The organism is Vibrio sp. AIC-3, from assembly GCF_013114515.1.
GTDB lineage: Bacteria > Pseudomonadota > Gammaproteobacteria > Enterobacterales > Vibrionaceae > Vibrio > Vibrio crassostreae_C.
Genome location: NZ_VTXG01000006.1, coordinates 79,429 through 95,038 on the forward strand (window position 1 = coordinate 79,429; position 15,610 = coordinate 95,038).

Here is a 15,610-nt window from a genome sequence, read left to right on the forward strand (position 1 = left end):
TGCGTTAAGCGAGACTTTGTAAAGCGAAGCAATATCATCAGGTTTAAATAGTGTCGGTTCTAGGAAGCAGAACCATTTCAAAGGATATAGAACAATGCCAATTAGTACTCCTCAAGAAATTATTGAAGACATTCGCCTAGGAAAAATGGTTATCCTGATGGATGATGAAGATCGCGAAAATGAAGGCGATCTGATCATGGCAGCAGAACATGTGACGCCAGAAGCGATTAACTTCATGGCGATGTACGGCCGTGGTTTAATCTGTTTAACGTTGACTAAAGAGCGTTCAAACCGCATGGGCCTAGCGCCTATGGTTCAAGATAACAACGCACAGTACACCACTAACTTTACTGTTTCGATTGAAGCGGCAGAGGGCGTAACAACGGGTATCTCTGCATCAGACCGTGCAGTGACGGTTCAAGCTGCAGTGGCGAAAGATGCGAAAGCGGCTGACCTTGTTCAACCTGGTCATATTTTCCCACTGACAGCGCAAGATGGCGGTGTTCTAACACGCGCAGGTCACACGGAAGCAGGTTGTGATTTAGCTCGTCTAGCAGGCTGTGAGCCAGCATCGGTTATCGTTGAGATCCTAAACGACGACGGCACCATGGCTCGTCGTCCAGATCTTGAAGTGTTCGCAGAAAAGCATGACATCAAACTAGGCACAATTGCTGACTTGATCGAATACCGCAACAACACAGAAACAACGATTGAGCGTGTAGCACAATGCCATTTACCAACAGAGTTTGGTGATTTCGAGCTGGTGACTTACCGCGATACAATTGATAACCAGATCCACTACGCGATGCAAAAAGGCGACCTATCTGAAGGTGCTCCTTTGGTACGTGTTCACCTGCATGACACGTTCACCGATCTGCTTCATTCAGACCGTGGTACTGAACGCAGCTGGTCGCTAGATAAAGCGATGAAGCGTATTGGCGACGAAGGCGGTGTGTTGGTTATTCTTGGCAACGAAGAGTCGTCTGATTCTTTGATTCACAAAGTGAAGACATTCGAAGCGCAAGACAAGAACGAGCAGCCAACTATGGCGAAGAAGCAGGGTACCTCGCGTCGTGTTGGTGTCGGTTCTCAGATTCTTCAAGATCTAGGTGTGCACGATATGCGTCTGCTTTCTTCAAGCACTAAGCGTTACCACGCATTGGGTGGTTTTGGCCTTAACGTTGTTGAGTACGTTTGCGAATAAACCATGCGTTAGCAAGCAGACGTTTCTCCGTTTGTAGCAACATAATTTACCGATGATTTCAGTGGCTCTTTTGGTGATAAATCTTGCCAAAAGAGCAAAGTAGCCAAGTCCGACTCAAAACGTGTTCAACACACAAACTTGGTTACTCGCTGTTCCTATATGCTTGGGATCAGCGCTGCATTATCATCTTTACATTGCCGGTGTCTGTTCTTCTAAATTACCATTAGATATTGCTCACAGTTTTGTGCTAGAATCCGGCGATTCTCACTTGATGAAAATAGTTAAAGGAAGGCTTATGAAAGTGATCGAGGGTGGCTTCCCAGCGCCAAATGCAAAAATTGCTATCGTTATTGCTCGTTTCAACAGTTTTATTAACGAAAGTTTACTTTCTGGTGCAATCGATACTTTAAAGCGTCATGGACAAGTAAGCGAAGACAACATCACTGTTGTTCGTTGCCCTGGTGCAGTAGAACTTCCACTTGTAGCGCAGCGCGTTGCAAAAACAGGTAAGTTCGATGCGATTGTATCTCTTGGTACAGTAATTCGTGGCGGTACACCTCACTTTGACTATGTTTGTAGTGAATGTAATAAAGGTTTGGCACAAGTGTCTCTGGAATATTCTCTTCCAGTAGCGTTTGGTGTTCTTACTGTTGATACGATCGATCAAGCTATTGAACGCGCAGGAACCAAGGCTGGTAATAAGGGTGCAGAAGCAGCACTTAGCGCACTTGAGATGATCAACGTTCTTTCTGAAATCGATTCCTAATGGGGGCCAGTGTGAAACCAGCCGCACGTCGTAACGCACGTCAATTTGCTCTACAAGCAATTTATTCTTGGCAAATTACTAAAGAAAATATTGCTACCGTTGAAGAACAGTTCTTATCTGGTGGTAAGTATGATGAAGAAGAGCATCATGCTGCAGAGCCTGCTCTTGCTATGCCAGAAACAGACGTTGCATACTTCCGCGACCTACTAACTGGTGTTGCTCTTAGCCACATGGAACTTGATAGCAAGCTTCGTCCATTCGTATCTCGCCCTATGCAAGATCTGGATCTGATGGAACTAGCGCTTCTACGTTTAGCTATGTACGAGATGACTCGTCGCGAAGATGTACCATACAAAGTGGTTATCAACGAAGCTATCGAGCTTGCAAAAGTATTTGCAGCAGAAGACAGCCATAAGTTTGTTAACGGTGTGCTTGATAAAGCTGCACCGCACGTTCGTAAGAAATAAGACGTTCGTATATTGAATCTAAAGGTCAGCTTTTATGCTGGCCTTTTTTGTAACTAAATTTCTGTAATATCCATGATTACGGCGATTTTTATGAGACTAAAGATAGGGCATGTGATGTCTGGCGAATTTAACCTGATTGAAAAATATTTTGTAAATCGACAACCACAACGTAAAGACGTTCTTCTAGCTGCTGGCGATGATTGTGCTTTGGTCAAAGCGCCGGGCAATGTTGAGATAGCGATCAGCACGGACACCTTAGTGGCTGGTACCCATTTCTTAGCTGAGGCGAATCCGGCTTGGGTGGCACACAAAGCGTTGGCTTCCAATATCAGTGACCTTGCTGCAATGGGCGCGACGCCTGCTTGGGTGTCTTTTGCTTTAACCATGCCTGAAATCGATGAAGCATGGCTTGCTCCCTTCTGTGACTCCTTTTTTAAACTCGCAGACTACTTTGGTATTCAGTTAATTGGTGGCGACACAACCAAAGGTCCACTAAGCCTGACACTGACGGTACAGGGCTTTGTTCCTGAAGGACGAGCGCTGCGCAGAGATGGCGCGAAAGTGGGCGACTGGATTTACGTAACAGGTAATCTAGGTGACAGCAAAGCTGGCTTAGAAGTGTTACTTAACCCTGAGCAGAACAGAGCGAAGCCCTATGCTGCTGAGCTTGAAGAGAGACATTATGTGAGCGCCCCACGAGTGTTAGCGGGTCAGGCTCTAGTGAACCTTGCTTCATCTGCGATTGATATCTCTGATGGCGTTATTGCTGATTTAAAACATATCCTTAAGCGTTCTCAAGTTGGCGCGAGTATTGATGTAAGCACGCTGCCTATCTCTCCAGAGTTACGTCAGTTCGCTCCTGATATCACTTCAGCTCAGCAGTATGCGCTAACGAGTGGTGAAGAGTACGAACTGTGCTTTACTGTACCAGAAGAGAATAAAGGGTCGCTGGAAAGTGCTTTGTCACACACTGGTACAAAAGTCACCTGCATTGGCCAGATAAGACCTGTAGAATATTTTGAATTACACAATAATGGTGAACCACTAAGCTGGAACTTAACTGGTTACGATCACTTTAAGGTTAATTGATGACAAACCCACTTTCTCTTATTTCTCTTAAAAATCCTTGGCATTTCTTAGCAACGGGTTTTGGCAGTGGCTTATCGCCTATTATTCCCGGCACAATGGGCACGCTTGCGTCAATTCCGTTGTACCTATTGTTGGTTCAGCTACCGTTTCCTGCTTACGTTGCCGTGGTGGTGGTAAGCTGCATTATTGGTATTAAGATCTGCCAAGTAACGTCTGATGATATGGGCGTGCATGACCACGGTTCTATCGTTTGGGATGAGTTTGCGGGCTTTTGGATCACCATGAGCTTAGTGCCTATGCTGAATATCCCTGCCGATGACTGGAAATGGCTTCTGACTGGTTTTGTGCTTTTCCGCTTCTTTGACATGGTAAAACCTTGGCCGATTGGTTGGCTAGATGCGCGAATTCACGGCGGCTTGGGTATCATGATTGACGATATTGTAGCGGGTATTATGGCGGCTATTTCGTTGTATGCCGTGGCACATTTCGCAGGTTGGTTAGTGTGAGTTAACTGAAGGGCTAAGGTTTAGTTGGCGATACACCAAACTAATTAGCAGATACTAAAAAGGTTGACCCTAGGGCCAACCTTTTTAGTTTGCATAGCTTACGAGCTTACGTATTAAAGCTACTTGGCAAGATAGTCAGTGATAGACTTCTCAATCCCTTTCGCATCTAAGCCAAGCTCTTCATGCAGCTCACCTTGAGTACCTTGAGCAATAAACTTGTCTGGTAGGCCAAGGTTCAATACTGGCATCAGTAGTTTTTCTTGCATCAAGAATTCAATCACACCCGCACCCGCACCACCTGCAATCGCATTCTCTTCGATAGTTACCAGAATATCGTGGTCAGCAGCAAGTTGTTTGATCAGAGCTTCATCGAGCGGTTTCACAAAGCGCATATCTGCAACTGTCGCATCGATGGCGTCAGCGGCTTGAAGTACACTCTCAAGGAAAGTACCGAAGCTTAAGATAGCGACTTTCGAGCCATCTTTTGCTTTTTCGCTTTCGCGAACGATACGACCTTTACCAATCTCAAGCGCGGTAAATTCACTTTGTATCTCAGTGCCCATACCATTACCGCGAGGGTAACGAACGGCACTTGGACCTGTGTGCTGGTGGCCGGTGTAAAGCATTTGGCGACATTCGTTTTCGTCGCTTGGCGCCATGATCACCATGTTTGGAATACAACGCATAAAGCTTAAGTCGAACGCACCTTGGTGTGTTTGACCATCAGCGCCGACAAGACCAGCACGGTCGATAGCGAACATGACAGGTAAGTCCATGATAGCCACATCGTGGATCAGTTGATCGTAGCCACGTTGTAGGAACGTCGAGTAGATAGCGACTATCGGCTTATCACCCGCAATCGCCATACCGGTTGCTAGCGTCACAGCATGCTGCTCAGCAATTGCTACGTCGAAGTATTGTTCTGGGTACTCTTTCGAGAAACGCACCATGCCAGAACCTTCACGCATTGCAGGCGTGATCGCCATTAGCTTAGGATCTTGCGCAGCCATATCACACAGGAAGTCACCAAAAATCTTAGAGAAAGTTGGTTTAGAGCTGGTGCTCTTAGGCAGACTTGAGTGTGCTGGATCGAATTTCGGTACGCCGTGGTAACCGATTGGATCTTTCTCAGCTGGCTCGTAGCCTTTGCCTTTCTTAGTCATGATATGCAGGAACTGAGGGCCTTTAAGGTCTCTCATGTTCTTAAGCGTTTTAATCAGCTCATTGACATCGTGACCATCAATTGGGCCAATGTAGTTAAAGCCTAACTCTTCGAACATGGTGCCAGGGACAACCATGCCTTTTAGATGTTCTTCTGTACGACGAACCAGCTCTTTAATCGGCGGAACGCCTGATAGCACTTTCTTGCCGCCCTCACGAATTGACGTGTAAAGACTGCCAGAAAGAACTTGAGCTAGGTGGTTGTTTAGCGCACCTACGTTTTCAGAGATCGACATCTCGTTATCGTTCAGGATAACCAGCATGTCATTGTGAATATCGCCCGCGTGGTTCATGGCTTCAAATGCCATACCCGCAGTAATCGCGCCATCACCAATCACACTCACGACTTTACGGTTCTTGCCTTCTTTCTTCGAACTGATAGCCATACCAAGTGCAGCACTGATCGATGTTGAAGAGTGACCAACAGAAAGGGTGTCGTATTCGCTCTCTTGACGCCATGGGAATGGGTGCAGTCCATCTTTTTGACGGATAGTCGACAAGCGGTCGCGACGACCTGTAAGAATTTTGTGCGGGTATGCTTGGTGGCCAACATCCCAAACCAACTGGTCAAAAGGCGTGTTGTACACATAGTGCAGAGCAACGGTTAGCTCTACTGTACCTAAGCCTGACGCTAAGTGACCACTTGACTGGCTCACTGAGTTAAGAAGATAGGTACGTAATTCATCACAAAGCTGTGTCAGCGTCTCTTTTGGAAGTAGACGCAAATCCTCTGGCTTATCAGCCAAAGCAAGAGTTGGGTACTTTGATATATCAAGAGTCATAGGTAATGCGCGCTTATTGTCTTAGTTCTTGCGCTCGATGACGTATCGGGCGAACTCTTCGAGTAACTGGGTATTGTATGGGATTGCAGCCAAAGCTTGAAGCGCTTCCTGTAGCAGAGTTTGCGCTTTTTCTTGAGCGCCCTCTAAACCTAGCAAAGAAGGGTAGGTGCTTTTGTTCAATTCTTGGTCAGAACCCTGTGGCTTCCCCAAAGTTTCAGTATCGCCAGTGATATCTAAAATATCATCTTGAACCTGGAATGCTAATCCAATGGCGTCGGCGTACTTGTCTAATTGAGGCATCACTTCAAACGCTTTTTCACCAGCAGCGAGAGCACCTAAACGAATCGCACATTTCATTAGCGCGCCCGTTTTATTGCGGTGAACTTCTTCTAACTCTTCTAGCGTGACAGAGCGGTTTTCAGCTTCAATATCAAGTGCTTGTCCAATGCACATACCTTGTGCACCAGAGGCTTCGGCTAGGCGTTGAATCATTCGAACGCGATTGCTTTCACCGTCAGCACTTAATGTACCTTCCGCAAGTATAGTAAACGCGAGAGTTTGTAGTGCATCGCCAGTTAAAATTGCCGTTGCTTCATCGTATTTGATGTGACAAGTCTGATGGCCACGACGCAGTTCATCGTCGTCCATTGCTGGAAGGTCGTCGTGAATCAGAGAATAGGCATGAATACATTCGATTGCAGATGCTGGAGTGTCGAGTTCTTCAGCGGTGCAGCCGAGCATTTCCCCTGTAATGTAGACAAGAAATGGACGTGCGCGTTTACCGCCTAAAAGTAACCCATAACGCATCGCGTTGATCAGGTTCTGATCTTGGTGTGGTAGGCGATCAAGCCAAAGGTTCAGTTGCTCGTTATTACGTGCTTGATAAGACAATAAAGTCTCAATCATAGGGGATCTCATACAATTCGTTATTCTGGTTGTGGGTTAAAGTCACTAAGTTCTGCGTTTTCATCATTTTGCAGTAGGATGCTAACACGCTGTTCAGCATCGTTTAGTTTGCTTTGACCGGCACGAGCGAGGGAGATGCCTCGTTCGAACTTTTTCAGCGCATCATCTAAAGCTAGATCACCATTTTCTAGTTGATCAACCAAGCCATCAAGCTCTTCGATTGCTGCTTCAAAGCTCATATTTTCAGGTTTCTTAGTAGCCATAATAAATCTGCGTTTGGAAAGATGAACGAACGTTACCCTAGGCCGCTGAGATGGTCAAATGTAACCAAGAAATTTTGCTAGAAAGTTCGTTTTTAAGGGGCTTGAACGTACTTTGCTTGAATAACCTTAGCTTTATCGAGTTTATGCGCTACGTATAAGAGCAAAGTAAGCCAATAGTTGGGATTCAAAAACGAAAAGTGTGATACTTAGGCCAAGAATTTACTAAAAGATCTTATAGTCTTGCCGATACAAAGATTATCGTCGACATAGAGCTACAAAAAAGCATGAGGAGTGCTCAGTGGATTTAGCAACCCTAATAGGTTTGATTGGTGGATTTGCCTTTGTAATTATGGCAATGATCCTAGGTGGAAGCCTCGGGATGTTCTATGACACGACATCCATTTTGATCGTAGTTGGGGGCTCAACCTTTGTTGTTCTAATGAAGTTCACCATGGGACAGTTCTTTGGTGCGACTAAAATCGCAGGCAAAGCTTTTATGTTTAAAGCGGATGAGCCTGAAGATCTTATTGCGAAAGTTGTAGAGATGGCTGATGCGGCTCGTAAAGGTGGTTTTTTAGCACTGGAAGAGATGGAAATTAACAACAGTTTCATGCAAAAGGGCATCGATCTTTTGGTGGATGGCCATGATGGAGATGTAGTTCGTGCTGCACTGCAAAAAGACATCGCATTAACCACAGAGCGTCATGAGCAGGGCGCGAAGGTGTTCTCTGCATTTGGTGATGTAGCACCCGCGATGGGTATGATTGGTACCTTGGTTGGCTTGGTTGCCATGCTTTCTAACATGGATGATCCAAAAGCGATCGGCCCTGCGATGGCGGTGGCACTTTTAACCACCCTATATGGTGCGATTCTTTCGAACATGGTGTTCTTCCCAATTGCCGACAAGCTTGCGCTGCGTCGTGACCAAGAGACACTCAACCGTCGTTTGGTTATGGATGGCGTACTCGCGATTCAAGATGGTCAGAACCCACGAGTAATCGATGGTTACCTGAAGAGCTACCTAAACGAAGGTAAGCGTACGATTGATGGTGAACCTGCGTAAGAGGAGTTGAAGATGGATGAAGAAAATCCATGTAAATGTCCTCCTCCGGGATTGCCTCAATGGATGGGGACATTTGCTGACTTGATGTCACTGCTGATGTGTTTCTTCGTACTGCTGCTCTCATTCTCTGAGATGGACGTACTGAAGTTCAAACAGATCGCTGGCTCGATGAAATTTGCGTTTGGTGTACAAAACCGCTTGGAAGTGAAAGACATTCCTAAAGGCACCAGCATCATTGCACAAGAGTTTCGACCTGGTCGTCCAGAGCCGACACCGATTGATGTGATCATGCAGCAGACGATTGATATTACGCAGCAAACGCTTGAGTTTCATGAAGGTGAATCTGAGCGTGCTGGCGGTACCATGCGTGATCAAGGCAAGATGACCGGAGGCAAGTCGCCAGAGGTTTCGACTCACGACAATCAAAACTCTGAGTCAGACCAACAGCAACAACAAGCTGAAGCTCAATCGCAAGAGATGGAAACCTTGATGGAAAGCATCAAGAAGGCGTTGGAGCGAGAGATAGACCAAGGCGCGATTGAAGTTGAAAACCTTGGCCAGCAGATTGTGATTCGAATTCGTGAGAAGGGTGCATTCCCATCGGGTTCTGCTTTCCTACAGCCTAAGTTCCGACCTTTGGTGAGACAGGTTGCTGAGTTGGTGAAAGATGTTCCGGGTATCGTTCGAATCTCAGGGCACACCGATAATCAACGTCTTGATTCCGAGCTTTATCGCTCTAATTGGGACTTGTCATCACAGCGAGCAGTGTCTGTTGCTCAAGAGATGGAAAAGGTGCGTGGTTTCTCTCATCAACGCTTGAGAGTACGCGGCATGGCGGATACCGAGCCAGTCGAGCCGAACGATACTGAATGGCAACGTAGCCTCAACCGCCGCGTTGAAATCAGCATCATGCAGGGCGAGCCGCTTTACAGTGACGAAGTACCTGTTATTAATGAATAGCCGATACGTGTACACACGGTAGCATGCAGATAGCATCGAAAGCCCAACCTTATAATGAGGTTGGGCTTTTTGTTTGCTGGTCTTCAATGGTTCTCTCTGCGGCATTTATGTCGTTTCGAAACCTGCTACTGTTAATAACAAGCGGTTTAATGATGGTGTTACAGCAAGCACTCTTTTCCTTGCTTCACTTTCTCATGTATAATTCGCGCCCTTAGATTTAGATATGATCTATTCTTGCTTCAAGTGCTGTGTAAATTCTCTAATTTACTTGGCGATGAGCGTTTTCAAAATTTTGAACATTAATGTTGTGAAAGTACTATGAAATTTATTGTTAAGCCCCATCCGGAAATTTTTGTAAAAAGTGAATCGGTGCGTAAGCGCTTCACAAGGATTCTAGAGTGCAACATTCGTAACGTTATTCAACGTCGCTGTGAAAGTGTTGCGGTATTCAACCGTCGCGATCATATTGAAGTGACGTCTGAGAGTGACCAGTACTACGCAGAAGTGTTAGAGGCTCTGACTCACACTCCAGGTATTCACCACTCTCTTGAAGTTCAACAGTCTGAATTCAAAGACTTGCACGATATTTACGAGCAAGTACTAGAACGCAGCCGTGCTGACATTGAAGGCAAGACTTTCTCTGTACGTGCTAAGCGTCGTGGTAAGCATGACTTTACCTCTATTGAACTTGAGCGCTACGTAGGCGGCGGTCTAAACCAAGCAGTTGAGTCAGCGAAAGTTCGACTTAAGAACCCTGATGTAACCGTTAAGGTTGAAGTGGCTAACGACAAGCTAAACCAAGTTCTAGCTCGTCACAAAGGCCTCGGTGGCTTCCCTCTTGGTACTCAAGAAGATCTACTGAGCTTGATCTCTGGCGGCTTTGATTCTGGTGTTTCAAGCTACCTGCATATCAAACGCGGCTCTAAGGTTCACTACTGTTTCTTCAACCTTGGTGGCCCAGCGCACGAGATTGGTGTTAAACAAGTGGCTCACTACCTATGGAATAAATACGGCTCATCTGCAAAGGTGAAGTTCATTTCTGTAGACTTTGAACCTGTGGTTGCTGAAATCCTTGAGAACGTAGAAGACGGCCAAATGGGCGTTGTTCTTAAGCGTATGTTCATGCGTGCTGGTGGTATGGTTGCAGACAAGTTCAAGATCGAAGCGTTGGTTACTGGTGAAGCACTAGGTCAGGTATCAAGCCAAACGCTAACTAACCTGCGTCACATCGACAACGTGACAGATACTTTGATTCTTCGTCCGCTTATCAACTGGGATAAAGAAGACATCATCGACCTTTCTCGTATCATCGGTACTGAAGACTTCGCTAAGGTAATGCCTGAGTACTGTGGTGTTATTTCTAAGAAGCCAACAGTGAAAGCGAAGAAAGGCAAACTGGAAGCAGAAGAAGCTAAGTTTAACTTTGAAGTGCTGGATCAAGTGATCGAGAACGCTCGTGTTATGGATATCCGTGACATCGAGAAAGAGAGCCAAGAGCAAGCGCCTGAAGTTGAACAAGTTCAAGCTGTTGCTGAGCACGCTATCGTTCTTGATATCCGTAGCCCAGAAGAAGAAGACGAAAGCCCATTAGAGATCGAGGGTGTTGAAATTAAACACATCCCATTCTTCAAGCTTTCGACTCAGTTTGGCGACCTAGACCAAGCGAAAGAGTACTTGCTGTACTGTGACCGTGGTGTAATGAGCCGTCTACAGGCACTTTACCTACAAGAGCAGGGCTTCCATAACGTTAAGGTTTACCGCCCATAGTGGTGTGTTGACCAAGCGTTAATCATTTTGCAAAGCCGTTTACTGAAAAGTAAGCGGCTTTTTTATTTTCTATTGTGAATGATTTACAGTAGTCAGACAGAGGCGTGAGTTTGGGCGTGCTATCGTCATGCTCAGCTTTGAAATTTTTGATTGATAGAAAGAGTGTGTTCTAAACGGGTTTATAAGTACCGAAGAAGTGTGAGTATCTTGAAGTATTCTGTTACTTTTTAGTGCAACTCAATGGTGCTATTTGTATGTGTTCAGTTGATTATTTGAGTGGGTGTCTGATTCTGTGATTGGCGATGAAAAATAATAAAGATTAATTAGCACAGCTATTGATAAACTTGTTGTTACATTTCTTTGCACATAAAAAAACACCGCCCATAAGGCGGTGTAAACAAATTTGACAGACAGGTCAAAATAAATACAGGAAGTACATGCCTCGTTTCAGTATAAACTGCAACAAAACATTTGGTAGAACTCTACCCAACTCGAAAAGAACGAGTTTGCAAACACAACATCGCAGGAGCTAAGCCAATTGATTCTAGAGAGAATCAAGCCGTTCAGGCTAGCTGCTGCGGGATGAAATATAGAATTTCTCTGGCTGCTAGGCAATGGACAAATTATAATGTTTCAGATAAAAAAAACTAATGCTTATTTAGAGAGTAACTATGTCTCGTCGATTACCCCCATTAAACTCGCTAAGAGTGTTTGAAGCTGCAGCTCGACACTTGAGTTTTACGCGTGCTGCAGAAGAGTTGTTTGTTACTCAAGCGGCAGTCAGTCATCAGATCAAAGCGCTTGAAGAATTCTTATCTTTGAAGCTGTTTCGCCGAAGAAACCGCTCTTTGCTGCTAACTGAAGAAGGTCAAAGCTACTTCTTAGATATCAAAGATATTTTCACATCACTAGCAGAAGCGACAGACAAAGTGCTGGAGCGAAGTGAGAAGGGCGCATTGACCATCAGTTTACCGCCGAGTTTTGCTATTCAATGGTTGGTACCAAGGCTCGCTGACTTTAATCAGCAAGAGCCTGATATTGATGTAAGAATCAAAGCCGTTGATATGGATGAAGGCTCGCTAACCGATGATGTAGACGTCGCTATCTATTATGGCCGAGGTAATTGGTCGGGGCTTAGAGCCGATAAGCTTTACCAAGAATACTTGATCCCTCTTTGCTCACCTTCCGTGCTGCTAGGAGTAAAACCATTAGAATCTCTCAGTGATTTGGCATGTCATACGCTACTGCATGATACATCTCGAAAGGATTGGAAACAGTTTGCTAAGCAAAATGGTATTGATGGGGTAAACGTTAATCATGGCCCTATCTTCAGTCACTCAACCATGGTATTGCAGGCGGCCGCTCACGGGCAAGGTATTGCTTTGGGTAATAATGTGTTGGCGCAACCTGAAATCGAAGCAGGTCGTTTGATTGCACCTTTTGATGAAGTGTTGGTAAGTAAGAACGCCTTCTATGTAGTGTGTCATGAGAAACAAGCTGACATGGGGCGTATTGCGACTTTCCGTGATTGGATGTTGGCGAAAGCGCAAAGTGAACAAGAGGACTTACTTGATGAATAACCTCATCATTGATGGTGAAGACAACCCAATAACCTTTATCTTTGCACATGGTGCTGGCGCAGGTATGGATCATGAGTTCATGCAGTCGGTAGCAAAAGGGTTGGCGTTTAAAGGGATACGAGTGATTCGTTTTAATTTCCCTTACATGATTAAACGTGCTGAAGATGGTAAGCGTCGTCCACCTGATCGAGCCCCTAAACTGCTCGAAGCTTACCAAGATATTATCGGACAGGTAGATGCCGATAAGCTTGTGATTGGCGGTAAGTCGATGGGAGGACGTATGGCGAGCCATTTGTCTGAACTTGATAAGGTGGCCGCAATGGCCTGTTTAGGCTTTCCTTTCCACCCACCAGGTAAACCCGAGAAATACAAAGGTGAGCATCTGGCTGAGTTAGCAAAGCCATGCCTCATTTTACAAGGTGAGCGCGATACCTTTGGTAAGCGTGAAGAGTTTGCTGATTTTGATCTGTCTGATTCTATTCGTGTTGAATTTATTCCCGATGGCGACCACAGCTTTAAACCTCGTAAGAGTTCTGGTTACACCGAGCAGCAGAATATTGCGTTAACCGTTGAGAAGTTATCAGCGTTTATCAAAGAGGTACTCAATGAGAAGTAAGTATTTACTCACGTTTGCTGGCATCTCTGGTGCGGTTGCTGTGATGCTTGGCGCCTTTGCAGCTCACGGTTTGAAAGCTATCTTGTCTGAATATCTGCTAGGCGTGTTTGAGACGGGTGTTCAGTACCAATTTATCCATACTCTAGCGATATTGGCGTGTGGCGCTCTGCTGCAGATGAAACTTGGCGCTAAATCACAAAAATATTTTTTCATTGCGGCAATTTGCTTTATCATCGGCATCCTTTGTTTTAGTGGCAGCCTTTATGGCTTGGCACTGACAGGAATAAAATGGTTTGGCCCTATCACTCCGTTTGGTGGTCTACTATTTATCATTGGTTGGGGAGTCTTCTCCTTCGCTGCTTTGAATATAAAAGAGGTAACTCAGTGAAACACGTACTACTTTATTGTCGCTCTGGTTTTGAAAAAGAATGTGCTGGCGAAATTCAAGACAAGGCAACACAACTGGAAGTGTTTGGTTTTCCTCGCCTAAAGAACAATACAGGTTTTGTATTGTTTGAATGTTACCAAGCAGGTGAAGCGGACAAGTTGATCAAAGAGATCGATTTCCAATCACTGATCTTTGCTCGTCAAATGTTGGCAGTGGCTGTTGAAATTAAAGACCTGCCAACCGATGACCGTATTTCTCCAATTCTTGAGGCGCTTTCTGAGAAAGAAGGTTTCCCTCGTTGTGGTGATATCCGTATTGAAACGCCAGATACTAACGAAGCAAAAGAGCTTTTGAAGTTCTGCCGTAAATTTACCGTGCCGATGCGTCAAGCTATGCGTGGTAAAGGCCTGATGACTGCGAAAGATAACGCTAAGAAGCCTGTGCTTCATTTATGCTTCATCGCTCCGGGCCACTGTTTTGTTGGTTACTCTTACCCAACGAATAACTCCCAGTTCTTTATGGGTATCCCTCGTCTGAAGTTCCCATCAGATGCGCCAAGCCGTTCTACATTGAAGCTAGAAGAAGCATTCCACGTATTCATCCCTCGTGATGAGTGGGACGAGCGTTTGGCTCCAGGTATGTGGGGTGTTGATTTAGGTGCATGTCCAGGTGGTTGGACTTACCAATTGGTTAAGCGCTCGATGTTCGTTCACTGTGTTGATAACGGCATGATGGCAGACAGCCTAATGGAAACAGGTCAAATTAAGCACCACATGGTGGATGGCTTTAAGTTTGAACCAGACCGTAAGAACGTAACTTGGATTATCTGTGACATGGTTGAGAAGCCAGCTCGTGTTGCTCACCTTATGGGTGAGTGGATCATCAAAGGCTGGGCGAAAGAAGCACTGTTCAACCTTAAACTGCCTATGAAAGGCCGTTACGATGAAGTACTGCAAGATATCGAGAACCTAAAAGTGTTCCTGATTGAGAACAAAGTGAAGTTCAAGATGCAGGCTAAGCACCTTTACCACGATCGCGAAGAGATCACGGTTCATATTCAGGCGCTTTCAAACATCTCACCGCACTAATATTTACGTTAGTGTGTCAGTGATAAAAAATGCTCCTTTAAGGGGCATTTTTTGTATCAATATTATCGAGTCACAGCGACTTAAGCGTTTGCTTCGTAACGAATATCTTGCAGGTTGAACCCTAAATCAATATCGGTTTTGAGTGCCGATACTTGCTTACATACACGAGCGGATTCGATGTGTTCGTCGAACTTCTTACGATATTTTTTCGGCAGATCTTCTGCTTGATAGGCCGCTTCGATATCTGGGTAAGTGGTCAATATCTCTTTGGCTGCTTTTGGCCCGATACCTGGGATGCCCGGTACTTGGCTTGAGCTTACGCCCGTTAATCCCCAGTAATCCGCCAGTTGTTCAGGTTTAACGCCAAACTCAGCTTCGATAAAGGGTTTATCTAACCAGCGGTGCTGGAAGTAATCTCGGATCTGAAGCGTTGGTGACAACAGTTGGCAGTAGCCCTTATCCGTCGAGACGATGGTGACGGTTTCTCCGTGGTCAGCCACTTTCTTTGCCAGTGTTGCGACGAGATCATCCGCTTCATCGCCATCAGACAGCAGTGAATCAATGCCTAACTCCCACCAAGCTTGTTGAATAGCATCAAGGCCTTTCATCAATGGCTCAGGCATGGGTTTACGGTTCTGCTTATAAGCAGGAAGCACATCTGCGCGCCAACCACGGTCTTGTAAATGGTGATCAAATACCGCGATGATGTGGGTAGGCTTTGATTCATTCAGAATCTTATTGAGAGTGCGAATTGTGGTGGTAATGGTTCTTGCTATATCGGTTGGATCCGGCTGAACAGAGTGCACGCGTCGGATGAGGTTTAAGGCATCGATAATAACAAGATGGATAGACATAAGTTTCCACTAAATAGGCAATAAAAAAGGGGCTGCTAGCCCCTTATAGTAACGTATCACTTGGTGAGTTGAAACGTTGGTAACGTAAAC

16 protein-coding genes are annotated in these 15,610 nt (G+C 45.4%); 12 read left to right on the plus strand and 4 right to left on the minus strand.

The genetic code is table 11. The features are described from left to right. The first annotated feature begins 94 nt into the window (after nucleotides 1-94). The 5 genes from ribBA to pgpA all read left to right on the plus strand — a co-directional run bounded on the left by ribBA (nucleotide 95) and on the right by pgpA (nucleotide 4,032). Complete coding sequence (gene ribBA, locus F0229_RS06515) at nucleotides 95-1,204, plus strand: bifunctional 3,4-dihydroxy-2-butanone-4-phosphate synthase/GTP cyclohydrolase II (RefSeq protein WP_017060784.1); 1,110 nt, start codon at nucleotides 95-97, stop codon at nucleotides 1,202-1,204. 295 nt (nucleotides 1,205-1,499) lie between these two features. Continuing rightward, nucleotides 1,500-1,970 carry a 6,7-dimethyl-8-ribityllumazine synthase gene (gene ribE / locus F0229_RS06520; RefSeq protein ID WP_004741508.1) on the plus strand — a complete coding sequence of 157 codons (471 nt, stop codon included), beginning with the start codon at nucleotides 1,500-1,502 and terminating at the stop codon, nucleotides 1,968-1,970. Next, the gene (gene nusB / locus F0229_RS06525) at nucleotides 1,970-2,437 is read left to right on the plus strand and encodes a transcription antitermination factor NusB (RefSeq protein WP_004734399.1); all 468 of its coding nucleotides are present in this window, start codon (nucleotides 1,970-1,972) and stop codon (nucleotides 2,435-2,437) included. Before ribE ends, nusB begins: the two co-directional genes overlap by 1 nt. Before the next feature lie 114 nt (nucleotides 2,438-2,551). After that, the gene (gene thiL / locus F0229_RS06530; RefSeq protein ID WP_017066823.1) at nucleotides 2,552-3,526 is read left to right on the plus strand and encodes a thiamine-phosphate kinase; all 975 of its coding nucleotides are present in this window, start codon (nucleotides 2,552-2,554) and stop codon (nucleotides 3,524-3,526) included. Next, complete coding sequence (pgpA, locus tag F0229_RS06535) at nucleotides 3,526-4,032, plus strand: phosphatidylglycerophosphatase A (RefSeq protein WP_017060782.1); 507 nt, start codon at nucleotides 3,526-3,528, stop codon at nucleotides 4,030-4,032. Before thiL ends, pgpA begins: the two co-directional genes overlap by 1 nt. A gap of 119 nt (nucleotides 4,033-4,151) precedes the next feature. Here pgpA and dxs read toward each other — a convergent pair whose 3' ends face one another. From dxs to xseB, 3 genes are read right to left on the minus strand one after another with little or no spacing between them, the layout of a single operon-like run. Beyond that, nucleotides 4,152-6,035 (minus strand): 1-deoxy-D-xylulose-5-phosphate synthase, encoded by a 1,884-nt coding sequence (dxs, locus tag F0229_RS06540; protein ID WP_171732496.1) that lies wholly within the window; start codon nucleotides 6,033-6,035, stop codon nucleotides 4,152-4,154. Nucleotides 6,036-6,056: 21 nt separating this feature from the next. Further along, nucleotides 6,057-6,941, minus strand: coding sequence for a (2E,6E)-farnesyl diphosphate synthase (ispA, locus tag F0229_RS06545; protein WP_017063336.1), 885 nt, complete (start codon nucleotides 6,939-6,941; stop codon nucleotides 6,057-6,059). Between the two features lie 20 nt (nucleotides 6,942-6,961). Then, nucleotides 6,962-7,204, minus strand: coding sequence for an exodeoxyribonuclease VII small subunit (xseB, locus tag F0229_RS06550; protein WP_004734405.1), 243 nt, complete (start codon nucleotides 7,202-7,204; stop codon nucleotides 6,962-6,964). 298 nt (nucleotides 7,205-7,502) lie between these two features. Here xseB and pomA point away from each other — a divergent pair, with 298 nt between their 5' ends. The 7 genes from pomA (at nucleotide 7,503) to rlmM (ending at nucleotide 14,666) form a co-directional block, all read left to right on the plus strand. Beyond that, a complete protein-coding gene (gene pomA, locus F0229_RS06555; RefSeq protein WP_017060778.1) occupies nucleotides 7,503-8,267 on the plus strand; it encodes a flagellar motor protein PomA in 765 nt (254 codons plus the stop codon). Between the two features lie 12 nt (nucleotides 8,268-8,279). Further along, complete coding sequence (locus F0229_RS06560; protein WP_017060777.1) at nucleotides 8,280-9,227, plus strand: flagellar motor protein MotB; 948 nt, start codon at nucleotides 8,280-8,282, stop codon at nucleotides 9,225-9,227. Between the two features lie 318 nt (nucleotides 9,228-9,545). Beyond that, nucleotides 9,546-10,994, plus strand: coding sequence for a tRNA uracil 4-sulfurtransferase ThiI (gene thiI, locus F0229_RS06565; protein WP_029235325.1), 1,449 nt, complete (start codon nucleotides 9,546-9,548; stop codon nucleotides 10,992-10,994). A 671-nt stretch (nucleotides 10,995-11,665) separates the two neighbouring features. Next, nucleotides 11,666-12,574, plus strand: a complete 909-nt coding sequence (locus tag F0229_RS06570; RefSeq protein WP_012604639.1) for a transcriptional regulator GcvA — start codon at nucleotides 11,666-11,668, stop codon at nucleotides 12,572-12,574. Next, nucleotides 12,567-13,190 carry an alpha/beta fold hydrolase gene (locus tag F0229_RS06575; protein WP_171732497.1) on the plus strand — a complete coding sequence of 208 codons (624 nt, stop codon included), beginning with the start codon at nucleotides 12,567-12,569 and terminating at the stop codon, nucleotides 13,188-13,190. The genes F0229_RS06570 and F0229_RS06575 overlap by 8 nt, the downstream gene beginning before the upstream one ends. Further along, nucleotides 13,180-13,578 carry a DUF423 domain-containing protein gene (locus F0229_RS06580; RefSeq protein WP_102319950.1) on the plus strand — a complete coding sequence of 133 codons (399 nt, stop codon included), beginning with the start codon at nucleotides 13,180-13,182 and terminating at the stop codon, nucleotides 13,576-13,578. Before F0229_RS06575 ends, F0229_RS06580 begins: the two co-directional genes overlap by 11 nt. Further along, on the plus strand, nucleotides 13,575-14,666 hold the full coding sequence (gene rlmM, locus F0229_RS06585) for a 23S rRNA (cytidine(2498)-2'-O)-methyltransferase RlmM (RefSeq protein WP_017070491.1): 1,092 nt from the start codon (nucleotides 13,575-13,577) through the stop codon (nucleotides 14,664-14,666). Before F0229_RS06580 ends, rlmM begins: the two co-directional genes overlap by 4 nt. An 80-nt stretch (nucleotides 14,667-14,746) precedes the next feature. Here rlmM and xni read toward each other — a convergent pair whose 3' ends face one another. Further along, the gene (gene xni, locus F0229_RS06590) at nucleotides 14,747-15,520 is read right to left on the minus strand and encodes a flap endonuclease Xni (RefSeq protein ID WP_017069498.1); all 774 of its coding nucleotides are present in this window, start codon (nucleotides 15,518-15,520) and stop codon (nucleotides 14,747-14,749) included. Between the last annotated feature and the right edge of the window lie 90 nt (nucleotides 15,521-15,610).